13 protein-coding genes are annotated in these 17,348 nt (G+C 67.8%); 7 read left to right on the top strand and 6 right to left on the bottom strand.

Going from position 1 to position 17,348, the window contains the following annotated elements:
* The first annotated feature begins 25 nt into the window (after positions 1-25).
* Positions 26-3,925: a DNA-directed RNA polymerase subunit beta' gene (locus tag ABD378_RS18525; protein WP_344522023.1), complete on the top strand. Its 3,900-nt coding sequence runs from the start codon at positions 26-28 to the stop codon at positions 3,923-3,925.
* Positions 3,926-3,980: 55 nt separating this feature from the next.
* Here the strand turns inward: ABD378_RS18525 and ABD378_RS18520 are convergent, their stop codons facing one another.
* The 6 genes from ABD378_RS18520 to ABD378_RS18495 all read right to left on the bottom strand — a co-directional run bounded on the left by ABD378_RS18520 (position 3,981) and on the right by ABD378_RS18495 (position 11,084).
* Positions 3,981-5,132 (bottom strand): M48 family metalloprotease, encoded by a 1,152-nt coding sequence (locus tag ABD378_RS18520; RefSeq protein WP_344522022.1) that lies wholly within the window; start codon positions 5,130-5,132, stop codon positions 3,981-3,983.
* Positions 5,133-5,171: 39 nt separating this feature from the next.
* Positions 5,172-5,732, bottom strand: coding sequence for a Pycsar system effector family protein (locus ABD378_RS18515; protein WP_344522021.1), 561 nt, complete (start codon positions 5,730-5,732; stop codon positions 5,172-5,174).
* The gene (locus tag ABD378_RS18510; RefSeq protein ID WP_344522020.1) at positions 5,729-7,009 is read right to left on the bottom strand and encodes a hypothetical protein; all 1,281 of its coding nucleotides are present in this window, start codon (positions 7,007-7,009) and stop codon (positions 5,729-5,731) included. Before ABD378_RS18510 ends, ABD378_RS18515 begins: the two co-directional genes overlap by 4 nt.
* Positions 7,010-7,120: 111 nt before the next feature.
* Positions 7,121-9,334, bottom strand: a complete 2,214-nt coding sequence (locus ABD378_RS18505; RefSeq protein WP_344522019.1) for a hypothetical protein — start codon at positions 9,332-9,334, stop codon at positions 7,121-7,123.
* Positions 9,331-10,203, bottom strand: coding sequence for a hypothetical protein (locus ABD378_RS18500; RefSeq protein ID WP_344522018.1), 873 nt, complete (start codon positions 10,201-10,203; stop codon positions 9,331-9,333). Before ABD378_RS18500 ends, ABD378_RS18505 begins: the two co-directional genes overlap by 4 nt.
* 137 nt (positions 10,204-10,340) lie before the next feature.
* Positions 10,341-11,084, bottom strand: a complete 744-nt coding sequence (locus ABD378_RS18495; protein ID WP_344522017.1) for a Crp/Fnr family transcriptional regulator — start codon at positions 11,082-11,084, stop codon at positions 10,341-10,343.
* 415 nt (positions 11,085-11,499) lie between these two features.
* Here ABD378_RS18495 and rpsL point away from each other — a divergent pair, with 415 nt between their 5' ends.
* The 6 genes from rpsL to rplC all read left to right on the top strand — a co-directional run bounded on the left by rpsL (position 11,500) and on the right by rplC (position 17,344).
* Positions 11,500-11,871, top strand: coding sequence for a 30S ribosomal protein S12 (rpsL, locus tag ABD378_RS18490; protein WP_003948652.1), 372 nt, complete (start codon positions 11,500-11,502; stop codon positions 11,869-11,871).
* A 2-nt stretch (positions 11,872-11,873) separates the two neighbouring features.
* Positions 11,874-12,344, top strand: coding sequence for a 30S ribosomal protein S7 (gene rpsG / locus ABD378_RS18485; protein WP_003974303.1), 471 nt, complete (start codon positions 11,874-11,876; stop codon positions 12,342-12,344).
* A gap of 39 nt (positions 12,345-12,383) precedes the next feature.
* Positions 12,384-14,510 (top strand): elongation factor G, encoded by a 2,127-nt coding sequence (fusA, locus tag ABD378_RS18480; protein ID WP_344522016.1) that lies wholly within the window; start codon positions 12,384-12,386, stop codon positions 14,508-14,510.
* Between the two features lie 152 nt (positions 14,511-14,662).
* Positions 14,663-15,856, top strand: coding sequence for an elongation factor Tu (tuf, locus tag ABD378_RS18475; protein ID WP_160506655.1), 1,194 nt, complete (start codon positions 14,663-14,665; stop codon positions 15,854-15,856).
* 521 nt (positions 15,857-16,377) lie between these two features.
* Positions 16,378-16,686: a 30S ribosomal protein S10 gene (rpsJ, locus tag ABD378_RS18470; RefSeq protein WP_003948644.1), complete on the top strand. Its 309-nt coding sequence runs from the start codon at positions 16,378-16,380 to the stop codon at positions 16,684-16,686.
* Positions 16,687-16,699: 13 nt separating this feature from the next.
* A complete protein-coding gene (rplC, locus tag ABD378_RS18465; protein ID WP_160506658.1) occupies positions 16,700-17,344 on the top strand; it encodes a 50S ribosomal protein L3 in 645 nt (214 codons plus the stop codon).
* Positions 17,345-17,348: the final 4 nt, after the last annotated feature.

Below are 17,348 nucleotides of genomic sequence, written 5' to 3'. Positions count from 1 at the left end.
CCCCGAAAGAGGGATTGACGACAAAGTGCTCGACGTCAACTTCTTCGACGAGCTGCGGATCGGCCTTGCCACCGCGGACGACATCCGACAGTGGTCCCACGGCGAGGTCAAGAAGCCGGAGACCATCAACTACCGCACGCTCAAGCCCGAAAAGGACGGACTCTTCTGCGAGAAGATCTTCGGTCCGACCCGGGACTGGGAGTGCTACTGCGGTAAGTACAAGCGTGTCCGCTTCAAGGGCATCATCTGCGAGCGCTGCGGCGTCGAGGTAACTCGCGCCAAGGTGCGTCGTGAGCGGATGGGCCACATTGAGCTGGCCGCGCCTGTCACGCACATCTGGTACTTCAAGGGCGTTCCGTCGCGCCTCGGATACCTGCTTGATCTTGCCCCGAAGGACCTCGAAAAGGTCATCTACTTCGCGGCGTACATGATCACGTTCGTGGACGAGGAGCGCCGCACGCGTGACCTGCCCTCCCTGGAGGCGCACGTCTCCGTGGAGCGTCAGCAGGTCGAGAACCGTCGCGACTCCGACCTCGAGGCCCGCGCCAAGAAGCTCGAGACCGACCTGGCCGAGCTTGAGGCCGAGGGCGCCAAGGCCGACGTACGCCGCAAGGTGCGCGAAGGTGCCGAGCGGGAGATGAAGCAGCTGCGCGACCGTGCGCAGCGCGAGATCGACCGTCTCGACGAGGTGTGGAACCGCTTCAAGAACCTCAAGGTCCAGGACCTGGAGGGTGACGAGCTGCTCTACCGCGAGCTGCGTGACCGCTTCGGCACGTACTTCGACGGTTCGATGGGTGCCGCTGCACTGCAGAAGCGCCTTGAGTCGTTCGACCTGGATGAGGAAGCCGAGCGGCTTCGCGAGATCATCCGTACCGGCAAGGGCCAGAAGAAGACCCGCGCGCTCAAGCGCCTCAAGGTCGTCTCCGCGTTCCTGCAGACCAGCAACAGCCCCAAGGGCATGGTGCTCGACTGCGTGCCGGTCATCCCGCCGGACCTGCGTCCGATGGTGCAGCTGGACGGTGGCCGCTTCGCGACCTCCGACCTGAACGACCTGTACCGCCGCGTCATCAATCGCAACAACCGCCTGAAGCGGCTTCTCGACCTCGGTGCTCCCGAGATCATCGTGAACAACGAGAAGCGCATGCTCCAGGAGGCCGTGGACGCCCTCTTCGACAACGGTCGTCGTGGTCGCCCGGTCACCGGTCCCGGTAACCGCCCGCTGAAGTCCCTGAGCGACATGCTCAAGGGCAAGCAGGGTCGTTTCCGTCAGAACCTTCTCGGTAAGCGCGTGGACTACTCCGCGCGTTCCGTGATCGTCGTCGGCCCGCAGCTGAAGCTGCACCAGTGTGGTCTGCCGAAGGCCATGGCTCTGGAGCTCTTCAAGCCGTTCGTGATGAAGCGCCTGGTTGACCTCAACCACGCGCAGAACATCAAGTCGGCGAAGCGCATGGTCGAGCGCGGCCGCACGGTCGTGTACGACGTCCTGGAAGAGGTCATCGCCGAGCACCCGGTTCTCCTGAACCGTGCGCCGACGCTGCACCGCCTCGGCATCCAGGCCTTCGAGCCGCAGCTGGTCGAGGGCAAGGCCATTCAGATTCACCCGCTCGTCTGCACCGCGTTCAACGCGGACTTCGACGGTGACCAGATGGCCGTGCACCTGCCGCTTTCGGCAGAGGCGCAGGCCGAGGCCCGCATCCTGATGCTGTCCTCGAACAACATCCTGAAGCCGGCAGACGGCCGTCCCGTCACCATGCCGACCCAGGACATGGTCCTTGGCCTCTTCTTCCTCACGACGGACGAGGAAGAGCGCAAGGTCATCGGTGAGGGCCGTTCCTTCGGCTCCTCGGCCGAGGCGACCATGGCGTTCGACGCCAAGGAGCTCTCGCTCCAGGCGAAGGTCGACATCCGCTTCCCGGTGGGCACCATCCCGCCGCGCGGCTGGACCCCCCCGGTCGTTGAGGACGGGGACCAGGAGTACCAGCAGGGCGACAGCTTCCGGCTGCGTACGACCCTGGGCCGCGCGCTCTTCAACGAGCTGCTGCCCGAGGACTACCCGTTCGTCGACTACTCGGTGGGCAAGAAGCAGCTCTCCGAGATCGTCAACGACCTGGCCGAGCGCTACCCCAAGGTCATCGTGGCGGCGACGCTCGACAACCTGAAGGCGGCGGGCTTCTACTGGGCGACCCGTTCCGGTGTCACCGTGGCCATCTCCGACGTCGTGGTCCCCGAGGCCAAGAAGGCGATCGTCGCGGGCTACGAGGCGCAGGACGAGAAGGTCCAGAAGCAGTACGAGCGCGGTCTGATCACCAAGGACGAGCGCACGCAGGAGCTCATCGCGATCTGGACCAAGGCGACCAACGAGGTTGCCGAGGCGATGAACGCGAACTTCCCCAAGACGAACCCCATCTTCATGATGGTTGACTCGGGTGCCCGAGGAAACATGATGCAGATGCGTCAGATCGCCGGTATGCGTGGTCTGGTGTCGAACGCCAAGAACGAGACGATCCCGCGCCCGATTAAGGCTTCGTTCCGCGAAGGCCTGTCGGTGCTCGAGTACTTCATCTCGACTCACGGTGCTCGTAAGGGTCTTGCGGACACGGCTCTCCGTACCGCTGACTCCGGTTACCTCACCCGTCGTCTGGTCGACGTCTCTCAGGACGTCATCATTCGCGAGGAGGACTGTGGCACCGAGCGCGGTCTGAAGCTGAAGATCGCGGTCAAGGGCGAGGACGGTGTGCTCCGCAAGACGGAGAACGTCGAGACCTCGGTGTACGCCCGCATGCTGGCCGAGGACGTCGTCATCGACGGCAAGGTCATCGCGCCGGCGAACGTCGACCTCGGTGACGTCCTGATCGACGCCCTGGTCGCCAACGGCGTCGAGGAGGTCAAGACCCGTTCGGTCCTGACCTGTGAGTCCGCGGTCGGCACCTGTGCCTTCTGCTACGGCCGTTCGCTCGCCACCGGCAAGCTGGTCGACATCGGTGAGGCGGTCGGCATCATCGCCGCCCAGTCCATCGGTGAGCCCGGCACGCAGCTGACGATGCGTACGTTCCACACCGGTGGTGTGGCCGGTGACGACATCACCCAGGGTCTGCCCCGTGTCGTCGAGCTCTTCGAGGCTCGTACGCCCAAGGGTGTCGCCCCGATCTCGGAGGCGGCAGGCCGCATCCGTATCGAGGAGACCGAGAAGACCAAGAAGATCGTCGTCACGCCGGACGACGGCAGCGACGAGACTCCCTTCCCGATCTCGAAGCGTGCCAAGGTCCTCGTGCGTGAGGGTGACCACGTCGAGGTGGGCCAGAAGCTCACCTTCGGTGCCACCAACCCGCACGACGTGCTGCGGATCCTCGGTCAGCGCGCGGTCCAGGTCCACCTGGTCGGCGAAGTCCAGAAGGTCTACAACAGCCAGGGCGTGTCGATCCACGACAAGCACATCGAGATCATCATCCGGCAGATGCTGCGCCGCGTGACGATCATCGAGTCCGGCGACGCTGAACTGCTGCCGGGCGAGCTCGTCGAGCGCTCGAAGTTCGAGACCGAGAACCGTCGTGTCGTGACGGAAGGTGGCCACCCGGCCTCCGGCCGTCCGCAGCTGATGGGTATCACCAAGGCCTCGCTGGCGACGGAGTCGTGGCTGTCCGCGGCTTCCTTCCAGGAGACGACCAGGGTCCTGACGGACGCGGCGATCAACGCCAAGTCCGACTCCCTGATCGGCCTCAAGGAGAACGTCATCATCGGTAAGCTCATCCCGGCCGGTACGGGTCTCTCCCGCTACCGCAACATCCGGGTGGAGCCGACCGAGGAAGCGAAGGCTGCGATGTACTCGGCCGTCGGTTACGACGACATCGACTACTCGCCCTTCGGCACGGGCTCCGGCCAGGCTGTTCCGCTGGAGGACTACGACTACGGCCCCTACAACCAGTAGGACCTACGTCTGTTGAAGGGCGGTCACCCCTCGGGGTGGCCGCCCTTCGGCGTGTTCAGGGGCGGGGCCCTTGGACGTACGACTGCAGATGGTGCAGTCGCGTGTAGTGGTCGGGGTGCGAGGACAGGAGCTTGTTCAGCGGGCTCTCCTGCGGGCGGGCACGCATTCCGTACTGTGCCGTGAGCGCCGCGGACTGCTGTTGCTCGGCCCGGTGCAGCTTGTCGAGCACGGACATCAGCATCGGGGCGAAGCCGAGAGCGGCCGCGTGCCGGTCGGCCCGCAGCTCCGCGCGGCGGCCGATGGCGGCAAGGGCGTAGGGCAGTCCGAGGAGCAGCAGCGGGAGACCGTACAGCGTGGAGATCGTCGCGAGGGCGATGCTGCCGAAGACCAGCAGCATGATCCCGATGCCGACACAGGAGAAGGAACGGGACACCCGGTAGACGACGCGGGAGAGGGCGCGGAGGAACCGCCAGGCGAGCCGACCCGGCAGCGCGTACCAGTAGCCGAGCAGCGACGACCAGGCATGGCCACCGACGTGGTGACCGAGTTCGTGGGCCATGACGGCGGCGAGTTCGCCGTTCGGCAGGTGGTTCATGGCGTAGCTGGTGACGCCGACGATGTGGCCCGCTGCCGCGACCGCGTTGAGGCTGTCGCTGTCCTCCACCCACAGCTCGTAGGCGCGTCCGTCGACGCCCGCGCGTGAGGTGACCTCACGCCATACGGGTTCGAGCCGGGCTCGTTCGTCCGGCATGGGGTAGCGCAGGCGCAGCAGGTGCCGGGCGATGGCGCTCTCCGTCGGGCGGTGGATGACGAGCAGGCCGCTGGCCAGCCAGGCGATGACGACGAGGATGCCGAGATCGCCGAAGAGCAGCGAGAGCAGAACCATCACCAGGAGGCTGCACAGGAAGTTCGGGACGTGCAGGAGGAGAGTGCCGATGGCGGTGGCGTCGGCACCGCGCTGGTGGGCGGAGAGGTGGATGCGGCGCGGGTCGGTGTTGATGTGGTGGGGGTGAGCGGGGTCGTCCGGGGTGGGTGCTGCGGGTGCTATGGGTGCTGTGGGGGCCGCTGGTGCGCTTGGCGCTGCGGGGGCGGGGATGGCGGGGGCCGTGGGGTCCGGGTACTGCGGTGGTGTCGGGGAAGGGGCTGCGGGGGTCGGGTACTGGGGAGGTGTGGGCCCGGGGTACTGGGGCTCGGGCGGTCGTGTCATGGCGGGTGTCCTTCGAGGGTCCGGGGAGCGGGGGCGGCGTCAGCCGATGAGCAGGGCGGCCGGGAGCAGCAGTGTTCCGGCGCAGAAGGCGATCAGGCCGGTGCGGATCCACTGGTGCTTGCGCGCGGCGATCCGGCTGGTCTCGGTGAGCGCCGCGGTCAGACCGGCGGTCGGGTCGTGCTCGGTCTCGGTGAGTGCGTTCGCCAACTGCCCGGAGCGAACGGCCTGTTGGATGTCGCCGAAGTACGACAGGGGCTGCCCGGGCCGCCAGGCTCCGACGCGATAGCGCGGCAGGACGGCCAGGAGGAGGGCGAAGAGCGACAGGGTGAGGGTGCCGCAGCCCGTCCACCAGGCGACCGTGCCGACACCGGTCAGCGCATCCGGCGTCCAGCCACGCCCGGCGAGGAGCCCGCTGAATACACCCGCCGTCATGCCGAGGGCCGCGACGAGCACGGAGGCCTTGCCGTCGGCGTGGATGATCTCGGCACGCAGATCGGCGAGCAGGCGCTCGGCGACGCGGGTGCCGGGAGGGGGAGTGGCGGGAGGGGGAGTGGCGGTGGTGGCGGCGGTGGTGGTACGCGGGGAGGCCGAGGAGGTCATGATTCTTGGTGCTCCTGAGGCTCCTGTGACCCCTGTGGCTCCTGCTGGGCCTGTGGCCGGCGCTCCGCAGCCGACGGCATCGTGGGGGTGCTTCCGTAGCCGGGCGGGGGCTGCCACCCCGGGATCGAGTCGTCAGGCCGTGGCTCCTGCGGTGTCAGCTGGGTCGGCATCGGCGGAGGCGCGGCCGGGCCCTGCTGCGGTACTCCCGGGAGCCGCCGGGTGAGGATGTCGCTCACGGTGCGCAGCGCCAGCTGTTTGGGCCCCTCCAGCTCGTAGTTCTCGGCGTTGTCGGCGCTCAGGAGCTGCTTCACCAACTCCATCTGGGCCTGGATCAGCTGGAGCTGGTCCTCCCGCATGCTCGTCATGACGAGCTGTGAGTCCTCGGGGTGCTGCGCGAGGTGCAGCGCCCACGCCTGCACACCGCCCTGCTCCAGGTGCCACTGGTAGAACGCGATCTTGTCCGCCTCGACGCGCTGGAGCTCCAGTTCCTGATGCCCTTGGAGCAGCGCCTGTTCGTGCTGCCACCGCTGCTGCTGGAGGGCGAGTTCCTGCTGCGCGGTGCCGTACTGCATGGCCCGCTCGACCTGCAGGGAGTCCTGCTGCCGTGCGCGCCGGTCGAACTCGACGTCGTACTCCATGCCTCGCCGCGTGGCGTGGACCTGCTCGGTGGAGCCGTGGTCGATGGCCTGGAGGCGTCGCTGGTGGTCGATGGACTCCCGGTCCCTGCGCAGCCGCAGCGTGCAGGTCACCCTGAGCCCCGCCCCGGCGCCGAGCGGCCCCCACCCGGACATGGCCCGCAGCAGCTCCGCCTCGGCCTCGGCGCTCCGGTCGATGGAGAGGCGGCGCGTGACCGGCCGGGCGGCCTGCTGGAGTTCGCTGCTGAGCAGGGCGGGTACGTCGCGATGGCCGCCGGCCACGAAGCACGCCGGGTCGGCCACCTGCCAGGTCATGTCGGCCTCGGCGCCGAACTCGAACGCGTCGTTGTCGCTGGGCAGAGCGAGCTCGGCCCGGAAGGGATGGACGCCCATGTCCACCTCGTACACGGCGGTGTACCGGCGGGCCGCCACCTCTGAGCGTGATGGCCGCAGCGGCGGCAGGAAGGCGTCGTACGCACCCTTCGGGCTGGTGAACACCAGGGCGTGGTCGATGCGGGTCAGCGTCTTGCGGGAGAACTCGAACCGGGACAGCTGCCGCACGGTCAGTACGGGGTCGACCAGTGAGGTGTGCCGGTCCGCCGACTGCTGCCACTCGGGCGGACGGCGTTGGAAGTCGGGCATGGCGTGGGCTCCTTGGGACGTGCGGTGGTGGCGTGAAGTGCGGGGAAGGGCAAGGGCACTCGGCGCGAGGACCTGCAAGGCCTGCGTGGACCTGCACGGACCTGCACGGACCTACGCCGAGCCAGGGCCGAGCGCGGTGGCCAGGCGTTCCGCGACCGGCGGAGGAGCGCCGGCGCCGTCCGCGCCGCGCATGGTGCGCAGGAGGTGGCTCACCCGCTGGTGCTCCGTGGCCGTCGTGACCAGGGCGGGGAGGAGCGCGGCCAGGGCCCACTCGGTGGCAGGCGCCCGGTCGGCGATGAGCACCCAGTCGCGCAGGACGTCGAGGGCGGGGCGCGTGAACGTGCGGTCGCCGAGGGCCCTGCGCCAGAGCGCGGCGATGTCGTGCCCCGCGGGGCCGCCGGCCGCCTTGGCGTACCAGTCCAGGACCAGCGGCATTCCGTATCGCTCGTCGTCCTCCGTGTGCCCGCAGGCGCTGATGAAGCCGCCGAGGGCCAGGCCCTGGACGGGTCGGTCGTCGTCGAGGGTGCGCAGGAGTTCGGTGAGCACGCGGTCGCGGGCGTCGGAGAGCAGGAGCAGGGACACCGCGTCGGCGAGCTCCCTCAGCATCAGCTCGTCCGCCTGGTCGGCATGGTCGGCCCGGTCGCCCTCGTCGTTCTTCTCGTACTGCTTGCGGACCGCTCCGCGCAGTGCGGTCAGGGTCTCCTCGGGGCGCTCGGGGCCGATCACGGAGTAGGCACGGACGGCGGCCCAGGCCGGCCCCGTGTCCTCGCCCTGGCACCAACTGTCCAGGATCCGGGGGATGTTGGGGGTGCCCAGGAGGTGGGTGAGGGCCAGTGCGTTGGCCGCGACCAGGCGGCGCCGGTAGGTCTTCGAGCACGCCCACGGCTCGATGACGAGCGCCATCGTGGACGGCAGATCGGTGCGGGCGAGCACGGCGACCGTCGAGGCCGCGCGGGTGCGCACCAGGGGCCGTCCGTCGTCGGCGAGCCGCTGCAGCCAGCGCACCAGGGCGGGCCGGGCCGACGGGTGGCCGGTCCACACCTCGCGCAGCAGCACGAGCGCGGCGCGGTCGTCGTGGTAGGAGGCCTTGAACTGGGTGACGGGGCCCCACTCGGTGTGCTCCTCCTCCTGATAGCTGTCCGCGCGGGCGAGCTGGAGGCGTTTGCCGATGTGGGTGCCGAAGACCGGGACGGTGGGGTGGATGCCGGGGTTCTCGGTCTTCTGCAGGAACGCGTAGAGCAGGTCGCTCAGTTCGGCGGTGAGCGCGTACGGCCCGCCGTCGAAGGCTGCGAGCGCGACGAGGAACGCCTTGTCCCGCAGGTGGATGACGGCCTCGTCCTCCTCGAACCACTCCTGCACCTGACCTTCCAGCGCGGCGAGGGAGAAGTCGGCGATCTCCGTCTCGCCGGTCTGCCCGATGGCGTACTTCCCGAGCTTGGCGGCGTACAGGGCGGCCTCGCGCACCTGGTGGTTCCGGCCCAGGAACTCGGCGACCTCGGGCCGGTCCAGCAGCTGCGCCGACCGGTCGGCGCCGACCAGGGCGCGCAGGCCGGCCTCGAGGACCGGACCGGGAGCGGGAGGGCGCCAGGCGTGGCCGCGGATGCCCTCAAGGGCGGTGTTGGGCCCGACGGTGATCACCAGCAGACCGTTGTCGGCAAGCTGGTCGCGGGCGGCCAGCAGATGGGTGTCCCGCAGCGGCTGGCCCCGGCGGGTGAGCGGATCACGCAGTACGTATCCCCGGACCCCTTCGGCTTCGCCGCCGAGCTGCCCGGCCAGCTCCGAGGGGGAGGTGTCCCGGTCGAGCAGGCGTACGGAGCCGGCGCCCAGGGAGTGCATCAGCATGAGGGCTGCGGTCCAGCGGCCGGAGTGCCGCGGCCCCGACAGGACGAGGACCCGCTCCTTGCGCAGCCGCTCCACCAGCTCGTCGAAGTCGGTTCCCGCGCTGACGAACAGCTTGGCAAGCCGGTCGAGACGCTCTTTGGGGATCTCGCCGGAGGACGTCGTGGCCGAGGCCCCCAACGGCCCGAACTGGTAGTAGATCTCGGTCTTGCCGCCCATGATCACGTCGCCCGCGACCCGGCCCCCGCTGACGCCGTGCTGGTCGCCCCCGACAGCACTGCCGCCGAAGCCCGCGCCGTCCGCGAAGCGCATGGTCCGGGGGCTGTGGTCACGCAGGTCACGCCGGGCCGACCAGGCGTTCTGCGGGCGGTCAGGCTCCTCACCCGCGGGTGGCTGTTCGGCACCCTGCTCCTGCTCGGGCTCGCCGGGCTCCGTGCCCTTGTCGCCCGGCGGCGGTGCCGGGCGCTCGGCCTCGTCCACGCTCACCGCTGCTCACCGCCGTCTGCTGCGCTGCCTGCTGCGCCGCCCGCTGTGCCGCCGAGGTGCACGTCTCCGGTGACCTGCCCGCCGGAGACCCCGTGCTGGTCACCGGCGACCAGGGCGCCTCCGAAGCAAGGGGAGCCGCCGTTGAACTGGAAGACGGCACCGCCCGATGCGGGGGCCGCCTGCCCGGTGGGGGCCTGTCCCGTGGGTGCCTGCTGCTCCGGTGCCGGACGGCCGTCCCCCTTGTCGTCCGGCACCGGAGCTCCCCCTTCCCCCGTGTCACCGTGGTTCTGGAAGCCCGCGGGCACCGGCCCGTGCAGCCAGGCCTGGAGCGGGCCGTTCTTGCTGTCGACGGTCACGGCGTGGAAGGCGTCGGCAGGCACGCCCAGGTGGTCGTGGCGCACGATCCCCTCGTACACGCTCTCCGCCACGCACAGCGTGTAGTCGTCCGTGCGCTCACGCAGCGCCGCGCGGAGGATGTCGGCGTCGAGCAGCCGGCAGGCTTGGTTGAGGGCCGAGCCGACCCAGCCGTCGTGCTCGTCGATCGCCACGTAGCCGGTGGCGAGGACGGCGCGCAGCCGGATCTGCGCGGAGGTCGACGCCATCCGGTTCATCGCGCGCAGCCGCACCGGCACCTCCGTGAGCAGGGCGCGCAGCAGCCCGATCACCGAGGCGTTGGCGTCCACCAGCTCCATCACGGAGTCACCGCGGTCGGCGCGAAGCCGCATCGTCTCGTCGACGCCCGCGCTCTCCAGGGTCCGGTCGGTGATGTCGTAGAGCATGCGCCGCAGGTAGGCCTGCTCCACGTCGTCGCGGTCGCTGTACCTCTCGATGTCGAGCAGCAGGATCGTGCGGCTCACGGGGTCGTTCATGTTCGCCCTTCGAGTCGGGGGGGGGTGCTGAGAAGCAGCGTGGCCGCGCCGCGGCCGTGGTGGTGAGGGCGGATGACGCACTCGGAGTGTGACCGTGTGCACAGAGTCGCTCTCGGGTCAGGCGCGGTCGCTGTGGGTCACTCAGGGGCGCGGGGTGCCGGTGTGCCGGGAGCGGGTGGCTCGGCACGGGCGATGCGTCGCAGGACGTCGGGCCGAGTGATCACCAGGGCCCGCCGCCCGGTGACCACCGCGCCGCGCGTCCGCAGCTCCTTCAGGAGCCGCTGCACCATTTCGCGGGAGGCCCCCACGGACCCGGCGAGTTCCTGCTTGCTGAGCGGCACGCCGAGCTCGATGCCTTCGTCCGTACGCCGCCCATGGGTGCGGGCCAGGTCGAGGAGCAGCGCGGCGAACCGCTCCTTCACGTTCATCGACGCGAATTCGAGGCGGCGCCGGTCGGCGGCACGGGTGCGGTCGGAGGTGAGTCCGAGCAGGGCGAAGGAGACGGCGGGCGAATGCGCGAGGAAGCCGGTGAACTCCTTGAGCTCCACGGCCACGGCCCGTACCGGTTCGAGGGCGGTCACCGTCGCCGAGCGCGGGCGCCCGGTCAGCGCGGCCGACTCGCCGATGATGTCGCCGGGGCCGCGCAGGGCGAGCAGGGCCTCGTACCCGTTGGCGGCCGACGCGGTCACCTTGGTCCAGCCGTTCACGATGAACAGCACGTGCGAGGAGGGCTCGTGCTGGTGCAGGAGTTCCACACGGGGTCCGAAGCGCAGTTCGTGGCCGAGCGAGAGCAGAGCGGAGCGGTCCTCGCCCTCCAGGCGGGCGAGGAAGGGCACCCGGTCGTCGAGGCCCCCGTCGCCGGGTAGATGCGCCGCCGTCATGAGTCCCCCGATCGTCCTGCCGATCGACGAAAGTAGGTGACGGCGGCCGTCGCGCGAGCGGTAACGGCTGAAAGCGGAGGTTCCTGGAGGACGAACGGCTGAATCGTGGTAGAAGCGGCGAGCCGGGGAGCGGCGAGGAGCAGCCGGAAGGGGCCGAAAAGCCCGGCGTGTCGCCCCCCACCGCATTTGTTTTGACCGAACCCGATGAGGTAGGTACGCTCAGACCTTGTGCCTGGGGTGTGCCTGGGCTCGTGCGCGTGTCTTCAGCCGCATCGCGAGTCCGAGAATGGCCACCGTAATCTGCGCCTCTTTCCGCCTTGCGGCGGGAGTCTGCAGCATTCGACACACCCGACCGCGTGGGTCGGCGACGTTCCAGGTTAGCTTTACTATTCGGCACACAGAAACCGGAGAAGTAGTGCCTACGATCCAGCAGCTGGTCCGGAAGGGCCGGCAGGACAAGGTCGAGAAGAACAAGACGCCCGCACTCGAGGGTTCGCCCCAGCGCCGCGGCGTCTGCACGCGTGTGTTCACGACCACCCCGAAGAAGCCGAACTCGGCACTCCGTAAGGTCGCGCGTGTGCGTCTGACCTCCGGGATCGAGGTTACGGCCTACATTCCGGGTGAGGGACACAACCTGCAGGAGCACTCCATCGTGCTCGTGCGTGGTGGCCGTGTGAAGGACCTGCCGGGTGTTCGTTACAAGATCATCCGCGGCTCCCTTGACACCCAGGGTGTCAAGAACCGCAAGCAGGCCCGCAGCCGCTACGGCGCCAAGAAGGAGAAGTAGAAATGCCTCGTAAGGGCCCCGCCCCGAAGCGCCCGGTCATCATCGACCCGGTCTATGGTTCTCCTCTGGTGACCTCCCTCATCAACAAGGTGCTGCTGAACGGCAAGCGCTCCACCGCCGAGCGCATCGTGTACGGCGCCATGGAGGGCCTGCGCGAGAAGACCGGCAACGACCCGGTCATCACGCTCAAGCGCGCGCTCGAGAACATCAAGCCGACCCTCGAGGTCAAGTCCCGCCGCGTCGGCGGTGCGACCTACCAGGTTCCGATCGAGGTCAAGCCCGGTCGCGCCAACACGCTGGCCCTGCGCTGGCTGGTCGGTTACTCCCGCGCCCGTCGCGAGAAGACGATGACCGAGCGTCTCCTCAACGAGCTCCTCGACGCCTCCAACGGCCTTGGTGCCGCTGTGAAGAAGCGTGAGGACACCCACAAGATGGCCGAGTCCAACAAGGCCTTCGCGCACTACCGCTGGTAGTCGCTACCCACATCGAGACCGAGAGAAGACTGAGCCGATATGGCTACCACTTCACTTGACCTGGCCAAGGTGCGCAACATCGGCATCATGGCCCACATCGACGCGGGCAAGACGACGACCACCGAGCGGATCCTGTTCTACACCGGTGTCTCGTACAAGATCGGTGAGGTTCACGACGGCGCCGCGACGATGGACTGGATGGAGCAGGAGCAGGAGCGTGGCATCACGATCACCTCTGCTGCCACCACCTGTCACTGGCCGCTGAACGATGTCGACCACACCATCAACATCATCGACACCCCGGGTCACGTCGACTTCACCGTCGAGGTAGAGCGTTCGCTCCGTGTCCTCGACGGTGCCGTGACGGTGTTCGACGGTGTCGCCGGTGTTGAGCCCCAGTCCGAGACTGTCTGGCGTCAGGCGGACCGCTACGGCGTCCCGCGTATCTGCTTCGTCAACAAGCTCGACCGTACGGGTGCCGAGTTCCACCGCTGCGTCGACATGATCGTCGACCGCCTCGGTGCGACCCCGATCGTCATGCAGCTGCCCATCGGCGCAGAGGCTGACTTCAAGGGTGTCGTCGACCTCGTCACGATGAAGGCCTTCGTCTGGTCCGCAGAGACCAAGATGGGCGAGGCGTACGACATCGTCGACATCCCGGCGACGCACACCGAGGCCGCTGATGAGTGGCGCGGGAAGCTCCTCGAGGCTGTCGCGGAGAACGACGAGCAGATGATGGAGCTGTACCTCGAGGGCCAGGAGCCCACCGAGGAGCAGCTGTACGAGGCGATCCGCCGCGTCACCATCGCCTCCGGCAAGGGCGGCGACACCACCGTCACCCCCGTGTTCTGCGGCACCGCGTTCAAGAACAAGGGCGTCCAGCCCCTGCTCGACGCGGTCGTGCGTTACCTGCCTTCCCCCCTGGACGTCGAGGCCATCGAGGGCCACGACGTCAAGGACCCCGAGGTCATCGTCAAGCGCAAGCCTTCTGACGAGGAGCCGCTCTCGGCTCTCGCGTTCAAGATCGCGAGCGACCCGCACCTCGGCAAGCTCACCTTCGTCCGGATCTACTCCGGTCGCCTCCAGGCCGGCACCGCGGTGCTGAACTCGGTCAAGGGCAAGAAGGAGCGCATCGGCAAGATCTACCGCATGCACGCGAACAAGCGTGAGGAGATCGAGTCGGTGGGCGCCGGCGACATCGTCGCCGTCATGGGCCTGAAGCAGACCACCACCGGTGAGACGCTGTGTGACGACAAGAAGCCGGTCATCCTGGAGTCCATGGACTTCCCGGCGCCGGTCATTCAGGTCGCCATCGAGCCCAAGTCCAAGGGTGACCAGGAGAAGCTGGGTGTAGCCATCCAGCGTCTCTCGGAGGAGGACCCCTCCTTCCAGGTGCACTCGGACGAGGAGACCGGCCAGACCATCATCGGTGGTATGGGCGAGCTTCACCTCGAGGTGCTCGTCGACCGCATGAAGCGCGAGTTCCGCGTCGAGGCGAACGTCGGCAAGCCCCAGGTCGCGTACCGCGAGACGATCCGCAAGGCCGTCGAGCGCGTGGACTACACCCACAAGAAGCAGACCGGTGGTACCGGTCAGTTCGCCAAGGTGCAGATCGCGATCGAGCCCATCGAGGGCGGCGAGGCGTCGTACGAGTTCGTGAACAAGGTCACCGGTGGCCGTATCCCGCGGGAGTACATCCCGTCGGTGGACGCCGGTGCGCAGGAGGCCATGCAGTTCGGCATCCTGGCGGGCTACGAGATGACTGGTGTTCGCATCACGCTTCTCGACGGCGCCTACCACGAGGTCGACTCCTCCGAGCTCGCCTTCAAGATCGCCGGATCGCAGGCCTTCAAGGAGGCCGCGCGCAAGGCCAGCCCTGTGCTGCTCGAGCCGATGATGGCCGTCGAGGTCACCACGCCCGAGGACTACATGGGTGATGTCATCGGTGACATCAACTCCCGCCGTGGCCAGATCCAGGCCATGGAGGAGCGCAGCGGCGCTCGCGTCGTGAAGGGCCTTGTGCCCCTCTCGGAGATGTTCGGCTACGTCGGAGACCTCCGCAGCAAGACGTCGGGTCGCGCAAGCTACTCAATGCAGTTCGACTCCTACGCCGAGGTTCCGCGGAACGTCGCCGAGGAGATCATCGCGAAGGCCAAGGGCGAGTAACTCAACCGAGTTGACGCTTTAGGCTTGACTCCGGAGTCTCCGGGGCATTCCGACCCTCTTCGGGCCGGGTGCCCCGGGCCCCGGGCATCCCAGCAAAGATCACCTGGCGCCGATGAAGCAAGGCGTACAGAACCACTCCACAGGAGGACCCAGTGGCGAAGGCGAAGTTCGAGCGGACTAAGCCGCACGTCAACATCGGCACCATCGGTCACATTGACCACGGTAAGACGACCCTCACGGCCGCCATTACCAAGGTGCTGCATGACGCGTACCCCGAGCTGAACGAGGCCTCGGCCTTCGACCAGATCGACAAGGCTCCCGAGGAGCGCCAGCGCGGTATCACGATCTCGATCGCGCACGTCGAGTACCAGACTGAGACGCGGCACTACGCCCACGTCGACTGCCCTGGTCACGCGGACTACATCAAGAACATGATCACGGGTGCCGCGCAGATGGACGGTGCCATCCTCGTGGTCGCCGCCACCGACGGCCCGATGCCGCAGACCAAGGAGCACGTGCTCCTGGCCCGCCAGGTCGGCGTCCCGTACATCGTCGTCGCCCTGAACAAGGCCGACATGGTGGACGACGAGGAGATCCTGGAGCTCGTCGAGCTCGAGGTCCGTGAGCTCCTCTCCGAGTACGAGTTCCCGGGCGACGACCTGCCGGTCGTCAAGGTCTCGGCGCTCAAGGCGCTCGAGGGCGACAAGGAGTGGGGTGAGTCCGTCCTCAACCTGATGAAGGCTGTCGACGAGTCCATCCCGGAGCCCGAGCGTGACGTCGACAAGCCGTTCCTGATGCCGATCGAGGACGTCTTCACGATCACCGGTCGTGGCACCGTCGTCACCGGTCGTATCGAGCGCGGCATCCTCAAGGTCAACGAGACCGTCGACATCATCGGTATCAAGACCGAGAAGACCACCACCACGGTCACCGGTATCGAGATGTTCCGCAAGCTGCTCGACGAGGGCCAGGCCGGTGAGAACGTCGGTCTGCTCCTCCGTGGCATCAAGCGCGAGGACGTCGAGCGCGGCCAGGTCATCATCAAGCCCGGTTCGGTCACGCCGCACACCGAGTTCGAGGCCCAGGCCTACATCCTGTCGAAGGACGAGGGTGGCCGTCACACCCCCTTCTTCAACAACTACCGCCCGCAGTTCTACTTCCGCACCACGGACGTGACCGGCGTCGTGACCCTCCCCGAGGGCACCGAGATGGTCATGCCGGGCGACAACACTGAGATGACCGTTGAGCTCATCCAGCCCGTCGCGATGGAAGAGGGCCTGAAGTTCGCCATCCGTGAGGGTGGCCGGACCGTCGGCGCCGGCCAGGTCACCAAGATCAACAAGTAAGCATTTCGCTTACGCGTTGATCGGGGATACCCGGTTGCTCTGAACTGAGCGCAGCGAAGAGCCCCGTCCACCTTCGGGTGGGCGGGGCTCTTTGCGTACGCGATGTCGGCCGTGCCAGCTTGACAGCCGGCCCGATTGGCCTTCGGCGTCCCACGTGTGGCACACTGTCCAGGTTGCTCGGTTGAGTGCCGATGCTGCGCGCCTCCCGCCGGGAGGACTGAAAGCGAGTCCCACAGTACTCGTCGCCCCATCTGTCAAACGGTCGTAAAAAACCCGCAGACAGCACTGGAGCGGACGTACGGGAATCTTTCGGGAAGTGCAGCGCGGAGGCTCGGCCAGGCGCCCGGTGGGTTTCTTCCCCCGGACCCGCGGTCATCTGGGCCGCAGCCCCTAGCAGGGAAATCCTTCGGGAAATCTCCGTGAGCGGGACTGCGACACGCCCGACCGCGTGGGTCGGAGGAAGTAGAAAAAAGGGCCTCCCGGGAGCCAGAGCGTTCGAGACAAAGGACTACCAAGTAGCCATGGCGGGACAGAAGATCCGCATCCGGCTCAAGGCCTACGACCACGAGGTCATCGACTCTTCGGCGAAGAAGATCGTCGAGACGGTGACTCGCACTGGTGCGTCGGTCGCAGGCCCGGTGCCGCTGCCCACTGAGAAGAACGTGTACTGCGTCATCAAGTCGCCGCACAAGTACAAGGACTCGCGCGAGCACTTCGAGATGCGCACGCACAAGCGCTTGATCGACATTCTCGACCCGACGCCCAAGACCGTTGACTCGTTGATGCGCCTGGACCTTCCGGCCGGCGTCGACATCGAGATCAAGCTCTGAGAGGCGCGGACAGATGACTAAGCAGATCAAGGGCGTCCTGGGCGAGAAGCTCGGCATGACCCAGGTCTGGGACGAGAACAACCGTGTCGTCCCGGTCACCGTCGTCAAGGCCGGGCCCTGCGTCGTTACCCAGGTCCGTACGAATGACTCCGACGGCTACGAGTCGGTCCAGATCGCCTTCGGCGAGATCGACCCTCGCAAGGTGAACAAGCCCCTCAAGGGTCACTTCGCCAAGGCCGACGTGACTCCCCGCCGCCACCTGGTGGAGATCCGCACCCCTGACGCCAGCGAGTACACGCTGGGCCAGGAGGTGACTGCCGAGGTGTTCGAGTCCGGCGTCAAGGTTGACGTCACGGGCAAGAGCAAGGGCAAGGGCTTCGCCGGTGTCATGAAGCGTCACAACTTCAAGGGACTCGGCGCGGGTCACGGTACCCAGCGCAAGCACCGCTCTCCCGGTTCCATCGGTGGCTGTGCCACCCCGGGCCGTGTGTTCAAGGGCCTCCGCATGGCGGGCCGTATGGGCAACGAGCGGGTCACCACCCAGAACCTGACCGTTCACGCCGTTGACGCGGAGAAGGGTCTGCTCCTCATCAAGGGCGCAGTCCCCGGTCCGAACGGTGGCCTCGTCCTGGTCCGTACCGCGGCCAAGGGGGTTTGAGGAA

Source organism: Streptomyces rectiviolaceus (assembly GCF_039533825.1).
Classification (GTDB): domain Bacteria; phylum Actinomycetota; class Actinomycetes; order Streptomycetales; family Streptomycetaceae; genus Streptomyces; species Streptomyces rectiviolaceus.
This window is presented reverse-complemented; position numbering and strand designations above follow the sequence as displayed.

Excerpts from the sequence above, each read along its gene's own strand:
- fusA (WP_344522016.1), top strand. The coding sequence starts at position 12,384 with ATGGCTACCACTTCACTTGACCTGGCCAAGGTGCGCAACATCGGCATC.
- rplC (WP_160506658.1), top strand. The coding sequence starts at position 16,700 with ATGACTAAGCAGATCAAGGGCGTCCTGGGCGAGAAGCTCGGCATGACC.
- ABD378_RS18515 (WP_344522021.1), bottom strand. The coding sequence starts at position 5,732 with ATGACCTCCTCGGCCTCCCCGCGTACCACCACCGCCGCCACCACCGCC.
- ABD378_RS18510 (WP_344522020.1), bottom strand. The coding sequence starts at position 7,009 with ATGCCCGACTTCCAACGCCGTCCGCCCGAGTGGCAGCAGTCGGCGGAC.
- ABD378_RS18500 (WP_344522018.1), bottom strand. The coding sequence starts at position 10,203 with ATGAACGACCCCGTGAGCCGCACGATCCTGCTGCTCGACATCGAGAGG.
- ABD378_RS18520 (WP_344522022.1), bottom strand. The coding sequence starts at position 5,132 with ATGACACGACCGCCCGAGCCCCAGTACCCCGGGCCCACACCTCCCCAG.
- ABD378_RS18495 (WP_344522017.1), bottom strand. The coding sequence starts at position 11,084 with ATGACGGCGGCGCATCTACCCGGCGACGGGGGCCTCGACGACCGGGTG.
- rpsJ (WP_003948644.1), top strand. The coding sequence starts at position 16,378 with ATGGCGGGACAGAAGATCCGCATCCGGCTCAAGGCCTACGACCACGAG.
- rpsG (WP_003974303.1), top strand. The coding sequence starts at position 11,874 with ATGCCTCGTAAGGGCCCCGCCCCGAAGCGCCCGGTCATCATCGACCCG.